General features: G+C 62.5%; 13 protein-coding genes. 5 read left to right on the top strand and 8 right to left on the bottom strand.

The features are described from left to right. Positions 1-359: 359 nt before the first annotated feature. From RRF64_RS16670 to RRF64_RS16655, 4 genes are all read right to left on the bottom strand, one after another. Complete coding sequence (locus RRF64_RS16670; protein WP_323847055.1) at positions 360-3,134, bottom strand: valine--tRNA ligase; 2,775 nt, start codon at positions 3,132-3,134, stop codon at positions 360-362. A gap of 148 nt (positions 3,135-3,282) precedes the next feature. Further along, on the bottom strand, positions 3,283-4,080 hold the full coding sequence (locus RRF64_RS16665; protein ID WP_323847054.1) for a hypothetical protein: 798 nt from the start codon (positions 4,078-4,080) through the stop codon (positions 3,283-3,285). A gap of 28 nt (positions 4,081-4,108) precedes the next feature. Beyond that, entirely contained in the window at positions 4,109-4,531 is a 423-nt protein-coding gene (locus RRF64_RS16660; RefSeq protein ID WP_323847053.1) for a DNA polymerase III subunit chi, read from the bottom strand. A 193-nt stretch (positions 4,532-4,724) separates the two neighbouring features. After that, entirely contained in the window at positions 4,725-6,206 is a 1,482-nt protein-coding gene (locus RRF64_RS16655) for a leucyl aminopeptidase (protein ID WP_323847052.1), read from the bottom strand. Between the two features lie 192 nt (positions 6,207-6,398). Between RRF64_RS16655 and lptF the strand changes: the two genes are divergently transcribed. Both lptF and lptG read left to right on the top strand, forming a co-directional pair. Then, positions 6,399-7,529, top strand: coding sequence for an LPS export ABC transporter permease LptF (lptF, locus tag RRF64_RS16650; protein ID WP_323847051.1), 1,131 nt, complete (start codon positions 6,399-6,401; stop codon positions 7,527-7,529). Next, on the top strand, positions 7,522-8,583 hold the full coding sequence (gene lptG / locus RRF64_RS16645) for an LPS export ABC transporter permease LptG (protein WP_323847050.1): 1,062 nt from the start codon (positions 7,522-7,524) through the stop codon (positions 8,581-8,583). Before lptF ends, lptG begins: the two co-directional genes overlap by 8 nt. A 77-nt stretch (positions 8,584-8,660) precedes the next feature. On the opposite strand, the gene RRF64_RS16640 is transcribed toward lptG, so the two are convergent. Both RRF64_RS16640 and RRF64_RS16635 read right to left on the bottom strand, forming a co-directional pair. Next, a complete protein-coding gene (locus RRF64_RS16640; RefSeq protein ID WP_323847049.1) occupies positions 8,661-9,155 on the bottom strand; it encodes an RDD family protein in 495 nt (164 codons plus the stop codon). Between the two features lie 61 nt (positions 9,156-9,216). Then, positions 9,217-9,705 (bottom strand): hypothetical protein, encoded by a 489-nt coding sequence (locus RRF64_RS16635; RefSeq protein ID WP_323847048.1) that lies wholly within the window; start codon positions 9,703-9,705, stop codon positions 9,217-9,219. A 514-nt stretch (positions 9,706-10,219) separates the two neighbouring features. On the opposite strand from RRF64_RS16635, the gene RRF64_RS16630 reads away from it, so the two are divergent. Then, the gene (locus RRF64_RS16630) at positions 10,220-12,922 is read left to right on the top strand and encodes a family 20 glycosylhydrolase (RefSeq protein ID WP_323847047.1); all 2,703 of its coding nucleotides are present in this window, start codon (positions 10,220-10,222) and stop codon (positions 12,920-12,922) included. Positions 12,923-13,420: 498 nt separating this feature from the next. On the opposite strand, the gene RRF64_RS16625 is transcribed toward RRF64_RS16630, so the two are convergent. Both RRF64_RS16625 and RRF64_RS16620 read right to left on the bottom strand, forming a co-directional pair. Further along, entirely contained in the window at positions 13,421-13,891 is a 471-nt protein-coding gene (locus RRF64_RS16625) for a phosphate-starvation-inducible PsiE family protein (RefSeq protein ID WP_323847046.1), read from the bottom strand. 294 nt (positions 13,892-14,185) lie between these two features. Then, positions 14,186-14,887 carry a class I SAM-dependent methyltransferase gene (locus RRF64_RS16620; protein WP_323847045.1) on the bottom strand — a complete coding sequence of 234 codons (702 nt, stop codon included), beginning with the start codon at positions 14,885-14,887 and terminating at the stop codon, positions 14,186-14,188. 88 nt (positions 14,888-14,975) lie between these two features. Between RRF64_RS16620 and RRF64_RS16615 the strand changes: the two genes are divergently transcribed. Both RRF64_RS16615 and RRF64_RS16610 read left to right on the top strand, forming a co-directional pair. Next, a complete protein-coding gene (locus RRF64_RS16615) occupies positions 14,976-16,610 on the top strand; it encodes a GMC family oxidoreductase (protein WP_323847044.1) in 1,635 nt (544 codons plus the stop codon). Beyond that, positions 16,607-17,410 (top strand): putative RNA methyltransferase, encoded by an 804-nt coding sequence (locus RRF64_RS16610; RefSeq protein ID WP_323847043.1) that lies wholly within the window; start codon positions 16,607-16,609, stop codon positions 17,408-17,410. The genes RRF64_RS16615 and RRF64_RS16610 overlap by 4 nt, the downstream gene beginning before the upstream one ends. The last annotated feature ends 211 nt before the right edge of the window (positions 17,411-17,621 follow it).

Here is a 17,621-nt window from a genome sequence, read left to right as displayed (position 1 = left end):
GCCCGGGTTCATCACTGATACAACGGCGTAAGAGAAACCTCAGAAATTCTTGCTGGTTACAGAGTTGGCTGCCGTTGCGGACGGGAGCCAATTGACGCAGTAATTCTTGTTGTTGTTGTGCGTATTGGCGCGGATATCAATTGAAGCGCGATTCAAATCGAAACGTTGCCTGATTTATAAATCTTTGACGGGGATAGCGCCAGTTTGGCTAAGGAACGATTGTTTCTTAGCTAAATCGTTTTTATGCGCGTAGCTTCTGTAATATTTAGCGTCAGCGAATTTTTTTCGGCAGATTTTTGCGCGCAAAAAAGGGGCCTGAGGCCCCTTTGTTGCTGTGTTTTCGGTGAATATTCACGTCATCACAGTTTGCTGATTTCCTCCAGCTGCTGCTGCAATCGCGCCTGAGCGCTCTGCATGTCAGTGAGCCTTTCCTTTTCCTTGGCGACCACCTCGGCCGGTGCCTTGTCGACAAACTTGGGGTTCTGCAGCTTGCCCGCCACGCGGCCAAGCTCCTTTTCCAGCCTGTCGATTTCTTTCTGCAGGCGCGCCGTTTCCGCCTGCACATCGATCAGTCCAGCCATGGGTACCAGCAGCTCCATGTCGCCGACCAGGGCCGTGGCGGAGGCGGGCGCGGCTTCGCCGGCAGCCAGCCAGGCGATCGATTCCAGGCTGGCGAGCTTGCTCAGCAGGCTGCGGGCCTGTTCCAGCAATTCCTTGTCCCGGGCCGAGCCGCCGCGCAGGATCAGCGGAATTTTCTTTGCCGGGGAGATGTTCATCTCGCCGCGGATATTGCGCACCCCTTCGATCACCTGTTTCAGCCAGGCGATCGCCGCTTCCGCTTCGGTGTCGATCTTGTGCTTGTTGGCTTCCGGGTAGGGCTGCAGCATGATGGTGTCGCCCTGGCTGCCCGCCAGCGCCTTGACGCGCTGCCAGATCTCCTCGGTGATAAACGGCATCAGCGGGTGCGCCAGGCGCAGCACCGTCTCCAGTACCCGGATCAGTGTGCGGCGTGTGCCCTTCTTGATGGCGTCACTGGCATTTTCGTCCCAGAGCACCGGCTTCGACAGTTCCAGGTACCAGCTGCAGTACTCCGCCCAGATAAAGTCGTACAGCGCCTGGGAAGCCAGGTCGAAGCGATAAGTATCCATCGCCTCGCGAATGGTGATTTCGGTGCGCTGCAATTGGGAAATGATCCAGCGGTCGGCGAGGGTCAGCTCGAAGTCGCCGCTGCCGTCCTGGCCGCAGTCGTGGCCCTCGCAGTTCTGCAGCACATAGCGCGAGGCATTCCAGATCTTGTTGCAGAAGTTGCGGAAGCCCTCGATGCGCCCCACATCGAACTTGATATCGCGGCCGGTGGAGGCCAGCGAGTAGTAGGTGTAGCGCAGCGCGTCTGTGCCGTAGGCGGCGATACCGTCGGGGAATTCCTTGCGGGTCTGCTTCTCGATCTTCTCGCGCAGGTGCGGCAGCATCATGCCGGTGGTGCGTTTCTGCACCAGGCTTTCCAGGTCGATACCGTCGATCAGATCGATCGGGTCCAGCACATTGCCCTTGGACTTGGACATCTTCTGCCCGTGGCTGTCGCGCACCAGGCCGTGGACGTACACGGTGCGGAAGGGCACTTCCTTCTTGAAATGCAGGGTCAGCATCATCATGCGCGCGACCCAGAAGAAGATGATGTCGAAGCCCGTCACCAGCACCGAGGTCGGGTGGAAGGTGTGCAGTTCCGGAGTTTCTTCCGGCCAGCCGAGGGTGCCGAAGGTCCACAGGCCGGAAGAGAACCAGGTATCGAGCACGTCGTCGTCCTGGCGCAGGGCCGTGTCGGCGTCGAGGCCGTGCTTCTCGCGCACCTGTTTCTCGCTGCGGCCGACGTAGACATTGCCCTGGTAGTCATACCAGGCGGGAATGCGGTGGCCCCACCACAGCTGGCGAGAGATACACCAGTCCTGGATATCGCGCATCCAGGAGAAATACATGTTCTCGTAGTTTTTCGGCACGAATTCGACGCGGCCGTCTTCCACCGCCTTGATGGCCTCTTCCGCCAGCGGCTGGGTTTTTACATACCATTGATCGGTGAGCCAGGGTTCGATGACCACGCCGGAGCGATCGCCGCGCGGCACTTTCAAGGTGTGCGGTTCGATTTTCTCCAGCAGGCCCAGGGCATCCAGGTCGTCGACCACCTGCGAGCGGGCGGCGAAGCGCTCCATACCGCGGTATTTCTGCGGCACGTTCTCGTTCAGGTTGGCGTCCGCGTCGAGGATGTTGATGATCTCGAGGTCGTGGCGCTGGCCCATCTCGTAGTCGTTGAAGTCGTGCGCCGGGGTGATCTTGACGCAGCCGGTGCCGAATTCGCGATCGACGTAATCGTCGCCGATAATCGGGATCTCGCGCTCCGCCAGCGGCAGCTTGATGGTCTTGCCGATCAGGTGCCGGTAGCGCTCGTCCTCCGGGTGTACCGCGACCGCGGTGTCGCCGAGCATGGTTTCCGGGCGGGTGGTGGCGACGACGAGATGGCCACTGCCGTCCGCCAGCGGATAGCGGAAGTGCCACAGGTGGCCCTGTTCCTCTTCGTTCAGTACTTCCAGGTCGGAAATCGCCGTGTGCAGTTTCGGGTCCCAGTTCACCAGGCGCTTGCCGCGGTAGATCAGACCGTCTTCGTACAGGCGGATAAAGACTTCCTGCACCGCCTGGTAGAAGCCGTCGTCCATGGTGAAGCGCTCGCGGGACCAGTCGGGGCTGGCGCCCAGGCGGCGCAGCTGGCGGGTGATGGTGCCGCCGGACTCCTCCTTCCACTCCCACACTTTTTCGATGAACTTGTCCCGGCCCAGTTCGTGGCGGCTTTTGCCTTCAGCGCTCAAAAGACGCTCGACCACCATCTGGGTGGCGATACCGGCGTGGTCCGTGCCCACCTGCCACAGGGTGTTGTCGCCCTGCATGCGGTGGTAGCGGATCAGCGCATCCATGATGGACTCCTGGAAGCCGTGGCCCATGTGCAGGCTGCCGGTGACGTTCGGCGGCGGGATCATGATGCAGTAGGGCTTGGCTTCGGTATCGCCATTGGGCTTGAAGTAGCCGCTCTCCTCCCAGGTCTTGTACCACTGCTGTTCTATGGCGTTGGGCTGGTATGTCTTGTCCATGCGGGTGGGAAACCTTGTGTTAACTGACTGCGGGCGCGCCAATCGGGCTCAGGATAGTCCGGCCGCGCCAAAAAGGCGGGAATTATACCGCTGGGCTAGAGGCGGCAAAAGGAGAGGGCGGCAAAAGGAGAGGGTGGCGGCCCCGGGCTCAGCGCCTGGCCTCCAGTTCGTCCAGCATCTGCTCGATACGGGCGCGCAGCTGGCGCTCCAGCTCCGGCAGCTGTTTGGCCACCAGGCGGTCGACCAGCTGCCGGCGCTCGTCTTCGCCCCCCGACATCAGGATCGCGGCCGGGTCTGCGGCTTTCTTCGCGGACGCCTGTCGACAGGCGTCTGTCGGTGCGGGCGCAGCCGCGTTCGGAGGGGCGGGCTCAGGCTCCGGTACCAGGACTTCTTCGGGAATCAGGGATACGTCAACCCGTGCGGGGGCCGCTGCGGGTTCCGGTAGAGGTTCTTCGGCCCTGGGCACCCGTCCGCCGGTGAGGCGCGCGCGGATATGCGCCGGCAGGAACGGGTTCTCCGTGACCGGTGCCGGCTGCTCGAACAGCTCTCGCTGTTGTTCCCGCCGCGGCGCCGGCGCGTGGTCTTTCGCGGCCGCAGGCTTACTGTCCTGCGGGGCCGCGGGCAGATCCTGCAGCGGGCGCAGCAGCTTTAGGTCGGATTCGTTCAGTTCGGCCGTGAAATCCTCAGACAACTCCTCGTCCACCGGCGAGAACAGGATCGGCAGGTCGAGTTCGTCCAGGGGCGCCCGCACCGGCGGACGGGGCGTGATCGGCGGGGCGGCGGGTCGCTGGGGACTGCCGGGCGAGGCAACCTGGTCGAGCAGCGGAATATCGCCGATGTCATCGCTGCCCAGCAGGTCGCGCAGGGAATTCAGCTCGTCGAGCAGGTCGGTGGATTGCCCGCGTTGCTGCCCGCGCTGTTTGTATTTGTTCTTTCGACCGGACATGGTTGTGTGAGCGGCTGCTTACCAGAAGTTATTTGATTTTATGGGATTGTAGCGGATATCCGCGATCGCGAAAGTGGCTGAAGCGCGATCGCGACCGGGCCAGCGACTCCGGCCTCTGCACGACGATTTCCGCCAGTCGCTCGAAGCGGCTGAACCAGCCGGGCACATCGCTGCAGAGGTTGATCAGCAGGCCGTGGTGAGTGCCCGGATCCTCGCCGCAATTGACCTCCACGGCCGCGCTCTGCTCTGCATTCTGCGGTGCGTGGGGCAGGAAGCTGTCCTCGCGGAAGCTCCACAGCAGCTGGTCCAGCTGCTCCTGCCGCGCCTTGTCGTCCACTGCCACAAGCACCCGCAGGCCGCTCCGGTAGGCCTTCTCCGCGAGGCGGCAGGCGAAGAGATCGGCGTCCCGAAGCTGTTCGGAGGCGAGTACGTAGAAATCTATGCGGGTCATTTTTCGTATCAATGTGGTTGGCAATTGGATCCGGGACAGGATTTAGCCTCGATGTTTCTGCTCCGTAGGGTGCGCCGCGACAGAAAATTGCTCCTGCATTTTCTGCACTTGCGCCGTCCATGGCGGTCGCGCACCACTGGACCCGCGGTGCGCGCGGCGCACCCTACGAGAGTGGCCGGGGTAAGGAGCCGGGTTATTTGCCCAGCAGGTATTCCATCAGCAGCGGCACCGGCCGTCCGGTGGCGCCTTTGTTGGCACCGGAATTCCAGGCGCTGCCGGCGATATCCAGGTGCGCCCAGGTGTAATCCTCGGCGAAGCGGGACAAGAAGCAGGCGGCGGTTACGGAACCGGCTTCGCGGCCGCCGATATTCTGGAGGTCGGCGAAGTTGGAGTCCAGCGAGGACTGGTACTCGTCCCACAGCGGCATGTGCCAGGCGCGGTCGCCGGTGCGCTCGCCGGCCGCGAGCAGTTCCTTGGCCAGCTCGTCGTCGTTGGCATAGAGCCCGGTCGCGTGGTTGCCGAGGGCAATGACGCAGGCCCCGGTGAGGGTGGCGACATCGATGACGATACTCGGCTTGAATTTGGCGGCGTATGTGAGCGTATCGCAGAGTACCAGGCGGCCCTCGGCGTCGGTGTTGAGAATCTCGATGGTCTTGCCGGACATGGAGGTGACGATATCGCCGGGCTTGCTGGCGCGGCCGCTCGGCATGTTCTCGGCGGCGGCCACCAGGCCGACCACGTTGATCGCCGGCTGCAGCTCCAGCAGCGCGTGCATAACGCCGAAGACACTGGCGGCGCCGCACATGTCGAATTTCATTTCGTCCATCTGCAGGCCGGGCTTGATGCTGATGCCGCCGCTGTCGAAAGTGATCCCCTTGCCAACCAGGACCACCGGCTTGTCGGTGGCTTTGCCGCCCTTGCTCTTGCCACCTTGATAGTGCATGGCGATCAGGGCCGGCGGTTCGTCGCTGCCCTTGGCCACGCTCAGGAAGGCGCCCATGCCGAGCGACGCCATCTTCTTGTCGTCGAGCACGGTGGTGGTCAGCGTTGCGTGTTTTTTGGCCAGTGTGCGCGCTTCGGCGGCGAGGTAGGTCGGGTTGCAGATATTGCCGGGCAGGTTACCCAGTTCCCGCGCCACGTTGCTGCCAAGTGCCTGGGCCGCACCGATGTCGACGCCGCGCTGCACCGCTTTCAGTTGCTTGCTGTCCGGCGCGTGCACGGTGAATTTGGCCAGTGGATTGCCTTTGGCGTCGCTCAGGCAGCGGGTGAATTTATAGGCGGCCAGTCCGGCGGCGAGTACGAGTTGCTGGGCCTGCCAGGCGCTGTCGGCATCCGCAACTTCCAGTTCGGTCAGGTAGCTGGTGGCATCCTTGAAGCCCTTGGCGACGTTGGCGCTGGCCTTGGCCAGCTTGCGGAAATCCGCCTGGCTCAGGACACCCTCGTCACTGCGGACCAGCAGTACCCGCTCCGCCGGGCCCTCCACCAGATTCAGCGTCAGTGTGCTGCCCAGTTTGCTGCCGAGGTCGCCGCGCTTCAGCACTTTGCCGATAATTTCACCAGTGGCCTTGTCCAGTGCGGCGCCACTGCTGCTGAGGCGGTTTTTCGCATCGGCGGAAATAATGGCGCAGGCGCTGCGCTGTTTGCTGATATCGGAGACCTTGGCAGAGAACTGCATAATTCCTTTTCCTTAATACCTGGTGAAACTGAATCAATGGCCCTGAACCGAGACATTGCAAGTAATATTGGCGATAATGCGCCGCACAAGTTTAACCTGCCAGCTGCGGGATTGCTGTATCCGCCGGGAAACTTGCCCATTTTTTGATCAAGAATTCGCCACACCGCTGTCGCCAAGGAATTCATTCGCCCTGTGATTATTTTCCGCTACCTCTGCCGCGAGCTGCTTTTCGCCACGCTGGCAGTCAGCGCTGTATTGCTGCTGATGGTGATGAGCGGCCGCTTCGTGAAATATCTGGCAGAGGCGGCGGCTGGCGATCTCTCCGCCAATATCCTCTTTTCCCTGATGGGTTACCGACTGCCCGGCTTTCTGGAACTGGTGCTGCCGCTCGGCCTGTTCGTCGGCATTCTGCTCGCCTATGGCAGGTTGTATATCGAAAGCGAGATGACGGTACTGCACGCCTGCGGTTTCAGCGAGCGACGCCTGTTGATGTACACGCTGGCACCGGCTTTCCTGGTGGCGCTGGTGGTGGCTGCCATGAGCCTCTACTTTTCGCCCACTGGCATGGAGCGTTCCTCGGGGCTGCTCACAGCCGACAAGTCGCGCAATGAATTCGATCATCTGGTGCCGAAGAAGTTTGTCGCTACCGAGGGCGACAGGGCGGTCTATTACGCCGACTCGCTCAGCGATGACAAGTCCACCATGTACGATGTATTCCTCGCGGAGCTGGGTTCCTCGGGCGCTGAAACCGAGGCCGATCAGCAGATCGTGATCCTCGCGCGCGAGGGGGTGCAGGAGATAGACCCGGATACCGGCTTGCGCTACCTGGTATTGCGCGACGGCTACCGTTACGAAGGCGTACCCGGGCAGCGGGATTACCGCCTGATGAAATTTGCCAGTTACGAGGTGCAGCTGGAGATTCCGGAGACCCGCAGCCGCTGGCGCGACCGCATCGAATCCGCTTCCACCCTGGACCTGTGGCGCAGCGACGTGCCGCAGGAACGCGCCTTCCTGCACTGGCGCTTCAGCCTGCCGGTGCTGGTGATGGTGGTCGCGGTGCTGGCGGTGCCCCTGTCGCGCACCAACCCGCGCCAGGGACGCTACGCAAAAATGGTTCCGGCGGTGCTCTTGTATATCACTTACCTGGTGATACTGCAGGGCGTGCGCGGCGCCATCGAGGACGGCAAGATCGCCAATCCGGCCGCCATCTGGCTGGTCCATCCACCGTTCCTGGTTCTCGGCCTGCTGCTGCTCGGCGGCGGCAGCTGGCGCCGGCGGCCGAAGCGCCCGGCGGTGCAAAGCGGGGGGGCGGCAGATGCGTAGACTGGATCTTTACATCGCCCGCACCATAGCGCTGGCCGTTGGCGCGGTGCTGCTGGTCATTCTCGGGCTGGATTTGATTTTCGCCATTGTCGACCAGCTGGGCGAGCTCGAGGGCGACTACCAGTTCGCCGATGCCGTGCAGTATGTGGCCTGGACCCTGCCGGACCGCATTTACGAGCAGCTCGGCTTCTCCGCCCTGGTGGGTTGTTTGGTGGGGCTGGGCACGCTCGCCGGCACCAGCGAGCTGACGGTCATGCGCGCCGCCGGCGTCTCGATCGGGCGCATCACCTGGGCGGTGATGAAGCCGGTGCTGCTGCTGATTGTTTTGGGCATGGCGCTGGCGGAATTCGTGATACCCAAGACCAACCAGGTGGCGGAGAGCCGCAAGGCGATGGCGCTTGGCGAACTCGAGGCCAGCGGCCTCGAGCAGGGACTGTGGCTCAGAGACGGCGGGGAGTTTGTGCATTTCAATGCGGCGCTGCCCGATGGCGTACTGTACGGCATTACCCGCTACCGCTTCGGCGAGGACCGCGAACTGCAGCGGGTGGAGTTCTCCGAGCGCGGCCGCTTCGACGGTGAGCAGTGGCTGCTGGAAAACAGCCGGGCCACCACCTTCGGCGCGGACAGATCCATGAGTGAAATAACGCCGCGCAGCGAGTGGCAGACGGATATCCTGCCGGAGCTGTTCGCCCTCGTCGTGCCGCTACCCTCGGATCTTTCGCCGCGCAACCTGTGGTCCTACGGCAAGTTTCTCGATCGCAAAGGCGAGGATTCCAGTCGCTACTGGCTGCAGTTCTGGAAAAAAATGCTGCAGCCGCTGACCATCGCCAGCCTGGTCATGGTGGCGATCTCATTTATTTTCGGTCCGCTGCGGGAAGTGACCACCGGCCTGCGGGTATTTACCGGCGTTATTGTCGGTATCGTGTTTCAAACCCTGCAGGACATGCTGGGCCCCTCCTCACTGGTGTTCGGTTTTCCGCCGTTTATCGCCGTACTGCTGCCGATACTGCTGTGTTTTGCCGTGGGGTGGCTGCTCCTCAAGCGCGCGCGCTGAACCGGTGCGCGGCGGCAGCGCCCCGTGCCGCCTGTCAACCCGGCAAGATTCAATGCCGGGTTGATAACTTCTCACTGCTATTTCTTTTTCTTTTTCGGCAGCAGGCGCACTTCAGAGTCCGACGCGAGATCGTGCCAGCTGGCCCTGTCCGCGCGCGTCCATCCCCAGAAATAGCCCAGGCCGAGGCAGGCGAGGGATAGGGGGGCGGTCAGGGCCCGCACGGCGCACTGTCGCCAGCTCAGCTGCACGCCGTCGGCGTTCGCCAGCAGCAGGCGCCAGGCGCGCATGCCGATCGTCTGCCCGGCGGCGCGCCAGGACCAGACAAAATAGCCGGCGATCACCGCCACGGCACCCAGCTGGAACAGCGGGCCGCCGACGCAGGGGTTGTAGTCGAGTGCCTCCGGCTGGCAGTTCAGCCCCACCACCGTCGATGCCACCAGCATTGCGACAAAGCCGTAAACCATCAGGAGCCCCATAACGATCAGTGCATCGTAGACCAGTGCGGCGAGGCGCCGGCCGACACTCGCGTGGGGCAGTTGGGAAAAAGAAGTGGGGGTGTCTGGGTTGCTCACGGCAATCTCCGCCAGGGAATAACTGGCGGAGATTCTAACAAACCAGGAATTAAGACGGGGATCAGAACTCGTATTCGAACGAGAACTTGAACTTGTCGTCGGACAGGCGCACGTCGTAATCGAGTGCGTTGCCGATCTTGCCGTGGCCGTTGGTATAGCGCAGGAAACCGCTGTTGAGGTTGCGTTTGTTCTGCTCGCGATAGGTCTGCCAGCCCATCTTCAGGATTTCATTGAGCGCCTTGCCGCCGGTTGTGGGCTGGAACTTGTCCGGATTCGTATGCATCTGCAGCCACTGGTAGTTCAGGCGGCGCTGCACGGTGCTCATGGAATTGTTGCGGAGGTTTTCCGCGGCCTCGTAGAGGGCCGCATTGTCCATGCCGAAGGCGCTGTCGATGAAGAAGGCGTTGTCGGCCTCCAGGTTGAGCGCGCTGCTGGAGTCGGGAATAAACAGGTCATCGGCGAGACAGGAACTGGAAGCGGGAAACAAAAGCAGACCCAACACGAATGGCAAGTGTTTATTGGGACGGAATCGAAGACTGCAGAGTTCCATGGTATCTACCCCGGGTGTCTACTTTTTAGCCAAACGACCGCTTAGCAGTCGTCAAAATTATTATGGTTCACCCTTAATACACTGTTGTATCTCATACTCTTGACGCCTAATGCAACCTTAATTTTTGAACTATCCCAGAAAGTCGGTCGTTATGTTGCAGGCCGCATCCGTGCTGGGTTTTCTCATTGTTGTCCATCTGGTCAAGGTGGTGAGAAGGAGAGCGCCAAAGTTTATTATTACTGCATCTACGATACTGATTCTCTCGTAATGAAAACTTGATCTAAGTCGCCTTTTTGATCGACCCTAGGCATCTTGGCACCCACTGGTCATTTTTGTATTGGCGGGCCTTTTTATCCTGTTTTTCCTCCTGGCCTGCCCCCCGCCTTTCCCTCCCTGTTAGTCGCAGCCCTGCAACCGCGCATTGCCCCGGGAAGCATGCCGCGATGAACGCGGTTGACAGCGTTGTCTTTTTCGCTATGGTTGCCTCCTGCCCGTTAAGAATAAGAGAAGAGTCATGATACGCGCCCCGATTTTCCCGACCCTGGCCCTCGGCGCCCTCCTTTCCGCCTGCAGTCCGACCGAGCACAGCAAACTCGACGGCGCGGCGCTGATCGCGCGGAATTTCTCCGTGACCCAGGAGGTGCTGACCAACTTTCAGGGCGTGGATGCGGCGCTGCGCGCAGACTGCAAGCGCGCCGGCGGCAGCGGGGCTATCTGTTCCACCTACCGGATCTCGCTGATCAATGAGGGGCCGGCCATCGGCGCCGAGGAGCGCGACTGGACCCTCTACTTCCACAGCGTGCGCCGCACCCTTCGCCTGCTGAACCGCGATGATTTTGTCCTCGAGCATGTCAAAGGGGATCTGCACCGCCTGGTGCCCAATGACGGTTTCGCCGGTATCGGCGCCGGTGAGACGCTGGAACTGGATTTCCTGGCGGAGAACTGGATGCAGTTCGAGTCGGACTTTATGCCGCGGCTGTTTGTCGTGGACGGCTCCGGCGCCGCACAGGTAATCGAGTCCACCGACAGCGACAGCATCGCGGGGCTGGTCCTGCCGATCAACCACAACAACCCGGATAACTGGAAGCGCACAGCGGCGGACAACAATGTGCTCGCCACTGCCGCCAGCCGCTACGCCGACTTCGGAAGCGAGCCTTTCCCGGCCGATGACCGCTGGCGCGCGCGGATTATTCCGCAGCCGTCCTCGGCGGAAATCACCGGTGCTCCCGTGGCCCTCGGCACCGGCATCGCCGTGGACGCGGGCCCGCTCGACAGCCCCAGCCTGCACGCCTTCCGCCAGCGCCTGGAGCGGCTGCAGTTGGCGCCGACCGGCCCCGGCGCCTACTCGGTGCGGGTGAAAATTGAAGAGGCCGCTTTCGATAGCGAGACCGCCGGTGCCTACAGGATGCAGGTGGGAGAGCGCAGTGCCGAGATCACCGGTTACGACCAGGCCGGCGCCTTCTACGGCCTGCAGTCCCTGCTCGCGCTGGTGGACGCAAAGAGCCGCACCCTGGCACAAGTGACCGTTGAGGATGCGCCGCGCTTCCAGCACCGCGGGCTGTTCCTGGACGTGGGGCGGAATTTTCACAGCAAGCAGCTGGTACTGAAGCTGCTGGACCAGATGGCGGCCTACAAGCTCAACCGCTTTCACTTTCACCTGTCCGACGACGAGGGCTGGCGCCTGGAAATTCCGGGCCTGCCGGAGCTGACCGAGGTGGGTGGCAAGCGCTGCTTCGACCTGAGCGAAACCCGCTGCCTGCTGCCGCAACTGGGCTCGGGGCCCAACAGCGACAACAACGGCAGCGGCTATTTCAGCGTCGATGACTATATCGAGATAGTGCGCTATGCCGCCGCGCGCCATATCGAAGTGATACCCGAGTTCGATATGCCCGCCCATGCCCGCGCGGCGGTAGTGGCCATGGAGGCGCGCTACCGACACTTGAAAGACGCGGCGCCGGAGAGGGCCAGCGAGTACCGCCTGATCGATCCGCAGGACGACACTCGGTTCCTGTCGGTGCAGTTCTACGACGACAGCTATATCAACCCCTGCATCGACTCCACTTATCACTTTGTCGGCAAGCTGATCCGCGAGGTGCAGGCCATGCACGCGGCCGCCGGCGCGCCGCTCACCAGCTGGCATTTCGGCGGCGACGAGGCCGTGAACATTCTCGCCGGCGGCTCCTTTGAAGATGCGCCCGGCACCGACGCCGAGAAAGGCGATGTCGCGGCAGAATCGCGCCGGAAACCCTGGAGCAATTCGCCCCAGTGCCGGCAGCTGGTGGAATCCGGCGCCGTGGCTTCGATCGATGAACTGGGCGAGTTCTACGCGCGGCGGGTGAGCGTGCTGGTCGCCGAGGCGGGCATTCCCACCTTTGCCGCCTGGAACGACGGCGTCAAGCGCATCGCCGATGCGGGCGAGGAACTGGCTACTGAGAAGAACTATGCGAATTCCTGGGCGCCGCTGTTCTGGGGCGGTGGTGACGAGAGCGTGCACCTGGCCCAGTCCGGCCTCGATGTGGTGCAGTCCCACTCCGATTTCCTCTATTTCGACATGCCCTACGAGGTGGATCCCGAGGAGAGCGGTTACTACTGGGCCTCGCGCCACACCGCCACGAAGAAGACCTTCAGCTATGCGCCGCTGAATACCGCGCAACTGGCGGAGGTCTCCACCGACCGCGATGGCAATGCCTGGTCGGCGACCGCGCCGGCGCCGGAGTTCGCCGAGCGGGTGCGCGGTATCCAGGGCCAGCTGTGGAGCGAGGTGGTGCGCACCGATGCCCAGGTGGAGTACATGATCTTCCCGCGCCTGCTGGCGCTAGCGGAGCGCGCCTGGCACCGGGCGGCCTGGGAGCTGCCGCTGGTCGAAGGGCAGACGTTTTCCGCCGAGACCGACGCGGTGGACAAGCGGGCGCTGGAGGACGACTGGCGGGGGTTTGCCGCGGCGCTCGGCAACAAGGAGCTGCTGAAGCTGGATCTCGGTGGCGTGGGCTACCGGGTGCCGGTCCCCGGCGCGCTGGCCGAGAACGGCCAGTTGCTGACGGCGCTGCCTTACCCGGGCCTGGCGCTGGAGTATTTTGACGGCGAACGCTGGCAGTCGCTCACCGATGCGGTGCCGGCCGCGGCGGTCAAGGCCCTGCGCGCCCGCAGCGCCGACGGCCGCCGCGCCGGCCGCGCGGTGGAACTCGTAGCGCCGCAACCGGCAACGACACAGCGCTGATTCCGGCATCGCCAGCTCGCGCCATCCCTGGCGCTCGCCCTGCGGGCGCCTTCGGCGTCCAAATTTGTTTCAGACAAAATTGCATGAGCATGTGACCTTGGCAATCTGAATCCCGCCCGGATTTTCTGTGAGAAGAATTCCGGCTGCTTCCACGCCGCAAACAGGAAAAGATTAAATAATCCATTCCGGGCTGGTGCCGGCAGATGCATTCCGGCGGGACTTTCGGCGAGACTTGCGACGACAAGCCGGCAACGGAGTTGCCGTATTAACTGCGCAGCAGGCGAATCCAAGAAGATACCTTCAAAAGCAATCCCACCACCAGGAATGCGGGGCCACCGGCGGGGACGCCGAGCAGGTAGCTGGCCCCGTCGGCAATCAGGCACGGGGCGGTGACCAGGATGCGCTGGAGTTTTTTCTGTGGCGGTATGGCTTGGATTTCTATTATCGACTCACTTCAGGACTGTAGGTACCGGTCGGGTTTGTGCCGCAGTCCGGCGATTAGCCGATATTCTCCGGTTCACAGGCCCGTTTTTCCCTGAGCACCCAATAAGTAATACCCAGTGCCAGGGTTACCGCGGCCAGACCGAGCAGCTGTCCGGCGCTTGTGCTGCTCAGGTCCAGAATTATGAACTTCCTGGCCAATGCCAGCAGCGCGATCAGGATCACCACCGTCGTCTGGATAATACTCTGCTGGCGCGTCACCACATACTGCAGTGTGTGGTTGAACTCGAGTGCGATCAGCAGCGTCATGATCTCGCCGAAAATCCTCTGGAACACTTCGAATTCCAGCGGGTTTAGTATGCCGAACAGCAATCCGGAGATCACCGAGTAGCCCAGGCGAAAGGTGGCCACCACGATGATCAGGCCGATGATCAGTGTCAGTATCAGCGCGACTATGCTTTCGAACTTCTGGTAATAGGTCAGCAGAGGCCAGTCTTTCTGCAGGCGTTTGAGTCCGGGGATATCCATTCGCTGCTCCTTTCGCCCGTGTTCCGGGTTACTGTTAAAATCGCCTGCCTGAGACTAGCGCATACCAAACCGGATAGCGGCTTCAGTAAAGAGGCTAATAGAGAATCGTGGTGGCGCACACCGGCAATTAATGGCGCCGCCCTGTTCCAGGCCGATTAGGGGGCTTCTTTGAGCTGATCTTTCGGCGTCTTTTGCCGCCAAGCTGCGTTGCGACTCCTCGCCATAGCTCTGCTACGACTCGTCGCCGCGCCTTGCCTGGCAACGAAATCCAGTCGCCAATTCATGAACGAACTTCTAACTCAGGACACTAGAACAGATCTTCCCGCAAAGAATCAGCGAGGCGGGCCTGCCGGTCTCGGGGTGCAGCGGCTCCCGCAGATCCACCACTTCCAGGCCGTTGCGGCGGTAGAGTGCGAACCAGCTGTCCAGGGTGCGGAAATACCAGGGCGCCGGGTCCGTGAAATCCTCACTGAAACCCTGCCAGGAACCGGGGCGCCAGCCGTCCCGGTATGCGGCGTCACCACAGGCGGCCAGTGGGTGCAGCGTCTGCACCAGCAGGTGACCGCCCGGATTCAGCAGTTTCCGGGTCGCGCCAAACAGCCCCTTCACAGATTCCCGGCCCAGCAGTGAGAAGTTGCACACGAGCAGATCGAAGCGCACCTGGAGTGCGCCTGCGGATAGTGCCTCATAGGAGAGTTGCCGGTAGTGTTCCCGCGGCCCGGCGCGCCGCTGCGCCGCCTCGATCAGCGCCGGCACCGCGTCAACTCCCCACACGTCAATGCCATTTGCGGCCAGCGCCCGCGCCAGCCATCCCTCGCCACAGCCCACGTCCAGCGCCGAGAGGGGACGCTGGTCCAGCGCGGCGGCTACAATTGCTCCATCGGTAACCAGTTTGCGACTGGCGATAGTGGCGCCGTCGATGGCGCGAATCCAGGGCGCGGCATTGCTGTGCCAGCTCTGCAGGATTTTTTTATCGCTGAATTCGGAATCGCTCATGGGTTGGCCCCGTGCCGGGCTGTGATTTCGCTGCCGCTGAGTGTACTGTCTCGGCGATTCCCACGACAAAATAACGAGCGGAGAAAATATGCCCCGCCAATTGGTGTTCGACTACGTCATCGTCGGTGGCGGTTCCGCCGGCTGTGTGCTGGCCAATCGGCTGAGTGCCGAGGAGCAGCACCGGGTCTGTCTGCTGGAAGCGGGACCGGTGGACCGCAGTCTGCTGATTTCCATGCCCGCCGGTATCGGCTACCTGGTGCCCGGCAAGCGCTTCAACCTGCATCATTACACCGAGCCGCAGCCGCATCTGAACGGGCGCCGCCTGTTCTGGCCGCGAGGGCGCACCCTCGGGGGCAGCAGCTCGATCAACGCGATGATCTACATGCGCGGCAACAGCGCCGATTACGATGCCTGGGAGGCGGCTGGCAATCCCGGCTGGGGCTGGCAGGGCATGCTGCCGTACTTCCTGCGGGCGGAGGGCAATGAACGGGGCAGCGATGCCTTCCACAGCGGCATCGGCCCGCTGACGGTTGCCGACCTGAAATGGAAGACGGAGGCGGGGCGCGCCTTCGTGCGGGCGGCCCAGTCGGCCGGTCACCGCTTCAACAATGATTTCAACGGCAGCCAGCAAAATGGCGTCGGCTTCTACCAGGTGACACAGAGGCGCGGCCGCCGCTGCTCCTCAGCCACCGCCTATCTGCACCCAGTGAAGAACCGGCCCAACCTGACCGTGTTGACCCGCAGCCAGGCGGCGCGCCTGTTGTTCAGGGGCGACAGGGTCAGCGGAGTGGAACTGCTGAACGGCAAGCGCATTCTGGCCAACAAGGAAGTGCTGTTGTGTGCAGGCGCCATACAGTCGCCCCAGCTGCTGTTGCTTTCCGGCATCGGGCCGCAGCAGCAACTCAGCAAGCTCGGCATTGTGCCCCAGGCGCACCTGCCGGGGGTGGGTAAGAACCTGCAGGACCATCTGGATATCACCCAGGTGGTGCAGGCCTCGGAACCGGTGACTTTTTCCGATTCCCTGCTGCCCAAGCTGCAGACGGCGATGCACCTGCCGGAATTTCTGCTGATCAATCGCGGCCCGCTGACCAATAACGTCGCCGAGGCGGGTGGTTTTGCCTCTTCCAGCCGCTCGGGTGGCAATCCGGATATCCAGTTTCACCTGACCGCCGCACCGCTGTTCGAGCACGGCAGGAAAAAAACCGGCGGCTACGGCTATTCACTGCACGCCTGCGCACTGCGCCCGCGGAGTCGCGGTGAAATCACACTGGCCAGTAATGATCCCCGCGCGCTGCCGCTGATTCAGCCCAATTATCTGAGCGACGGCGAAGACATGGCGGTGATGGAGGAGGGCTTTGCCATGGCGCGCGAAATTCTGCAGAAGGCGGACCTGCAGCGCTATCACAAGCGCTGGTGGTCCCCGCAAAAGCCGCTCGTCAGTAAGATTTCCATCAAGCGTTTCATTCGTCAGAACGCCGAAACCATTTATCACCCGGTCGGCACCTGCAGAATGGGCGGTGACGATCTCGCCGTGGTCGATGCGGAGCTGAAAGTGCGCGGCGTCGATGGACTGCGCGTGGTGGACGCCTCCATAATGCCGACCCTGATCAGCGGCAACACCAATGCGCCGGTGATCGCCATCGCCGAAAAAGCCGCCGATTTAATCTTGCGCAAGCATCCGGCCGCGAAATTGCCGACCACAGAATCCATGGAAGCAGAATGATCTGGCAGTGCCCCGTCTGTAATCTACCGCTCGCGCTGGGCGACGGCGCCTGGCGCTGTGCCAACCAGCACTGTTTTGACTGCGCCCGCGAGGGCTATGTGAATCTGCTGCCGGTGAACAAGAAACGCAGCAGGGAGCCGGGAGATTCCGCAGAAATGCTGCAGGCGCGCCGGCGCTTCCTCGAGTCGGGTCACTACCGGCCGCTAGTGGAAGCGATCGTCGCGCTCATGCCCTATGTACCGGGGCGGCAGCTGCTGGATATCGGCTGCGGCGAGGGCTTCTACAGCCGCGGGCTGCAGGCAGCCGGCTGGCCGGCACAGGCACTGGCGGGCCTCGACATCGCCAAGGCCGGCGTGCGCATGGCGGCGAAAAGCCAGCCCGGTGTGCAGTTCGTGGTGGCGGGCAGCTACGAGCTGCCCCTGGCGACAGACAGCGTCGATCATCTGCTGCGGGTGTTCGCGCCGGCCGCGGATGCGGAGATGCACCGGGTCGTGAATCCCGGCGGTTCGCTGCTGGACGTTTCGCCGGGGCCGGACCACCTGTGGCCGCTGAAGGCGGCGCTCTACGACGAACCGCGCCGGCACCCGCCGCCCAAGCCGGTGGAGGGCTTTGCGCCGGAAGTGGAGATGCGCTGCTGCTTTCCATTCAAGCTGCGCGGCCGCGAGGCGATTGCGGACTTTCTCGCGATGACGCCCTTCGCCTGGAAGGGCAACAGCGACGTGCGCCGCGAGCTGGAGCTGCGCGACAGCCTGAAGCTGGAGGCGGATTTTGTCGTGCGGCGGTTGATCAGCAAAAAATAGTTTGAAAGCTTCCCGGCGCAGGCTGGTTGTGGCCTGTGGGAGCCAGCCTTACTGGCGATACAATGCCGCTGATGGCATCCATGCTGTCGCCTGCAGGGCAGGCTCCCACAGATTTGCGGCGCGGATAAGCGCTAGCGCATCACCAAGCAGAAAAGCGGATGCGTTGGACACTTGTCCGCCCCGCCATTTCGCTCACAGAAGAAATACATCG

It is taken from the genome of Microbulbifer magnicolonia (assembly GCF_035117725.1).
GTDB lineage: Bacteria > Pseudomonadota > Gammaproteobacteria > Pseudomonadales > Cellvibrionaceae > Microbulbifer > Microbulbifer magnicolonia.
Note: the sequence above shows the minus strand (reverse complement) of the source record. Positions and strands in the feature narration are given on the sequence as shown.

What these genes read in the sequence shown, in the direction of transcription:
- RRF64_RS16670 (WP_323847055.1), bottom strand. Translation starts at nt 3,134, where the DNA reads ATGGACAAGACATACCAGCCCAACGCCATAGAACAGCAGTGGTACAAG.
- RRF64_RS16665 (WP_323847054.1), bottom strand. Translation starts at nt 4,080, where the DNA reads ATGTCCGGTCGAAAGAACAAATACAAACAGCGCGGGCAGCAACGCGGG.
- RRF64_RS16660 (WP_323847053.1), bottom strand. Translation starts at nt 4,531, where the DNA reads ATGACCCGCATAGATTTCTACGTACTCGCCTCCGAACAGCTTCGGGAC.
- RRF64_RS16655 (WP_323847052.1), bottom strand. Translation starts at nt 6,206, where the DNA reads ATGCAGTTCTCTGCCAAGGTCTCCGATATCAGCAAACAGCGCAGCGCC.
- lptG (WP_323847050.1), top strand. Translation starts at nt 7,522, where the DNA reads ATGCGTAGACTGGATCTTTACATCGCCCGCACCATAGCGCTGGCCGTT.
- RRF64_RS16635 (WP_323847048.1), bottom strand. Translation starts at nt 9,705, where the DNA reads ATGGAACTCTGCAGTCTTCGATTCCGTCCCAATAAACACTTGCCATTC.
- RRF64_RS16630 (WP_323847047.1), top strand. Translation starts at nt 10,220, where the DNA reads ATGATACGCGCCCCGATTTTCCCGACCCTGGCCCTCGGCGCCCTCCTT.
- RRF64_RS16625 (WP_323847046.1), bottom strand. Translation starts at nt 13,891, where the DNA reads ATGGATATCCCCGGACTCAAACGCCTGCAGAAAGACTGGCCTCTGCTG.
- RRF64_RS16620 (WP_323847045.1), bottom strand. Translation starts at nt 14,887, where the DNA reads ATGAGCGATTCCGAATTCAGCGATAAAAAAATCCTGCAGAGCTGGCAC.
- RRF64_RS16615 (WP_323847044.1), top strand. Translation starts at nt 14,976, where the DNA reads ATGCCCCGCCAATTGGTGTTCGACTACGTCATCGTCGGTGGCGGTTCC.
- RRF64_RS16610 (WP_323847043.1), top strand. Translation starts at nt 16,607, where the DNA reads ATGATCTGGCAGTGCCCCGTCTGTAATCTACCGCTCGCGCTGGGCGAC.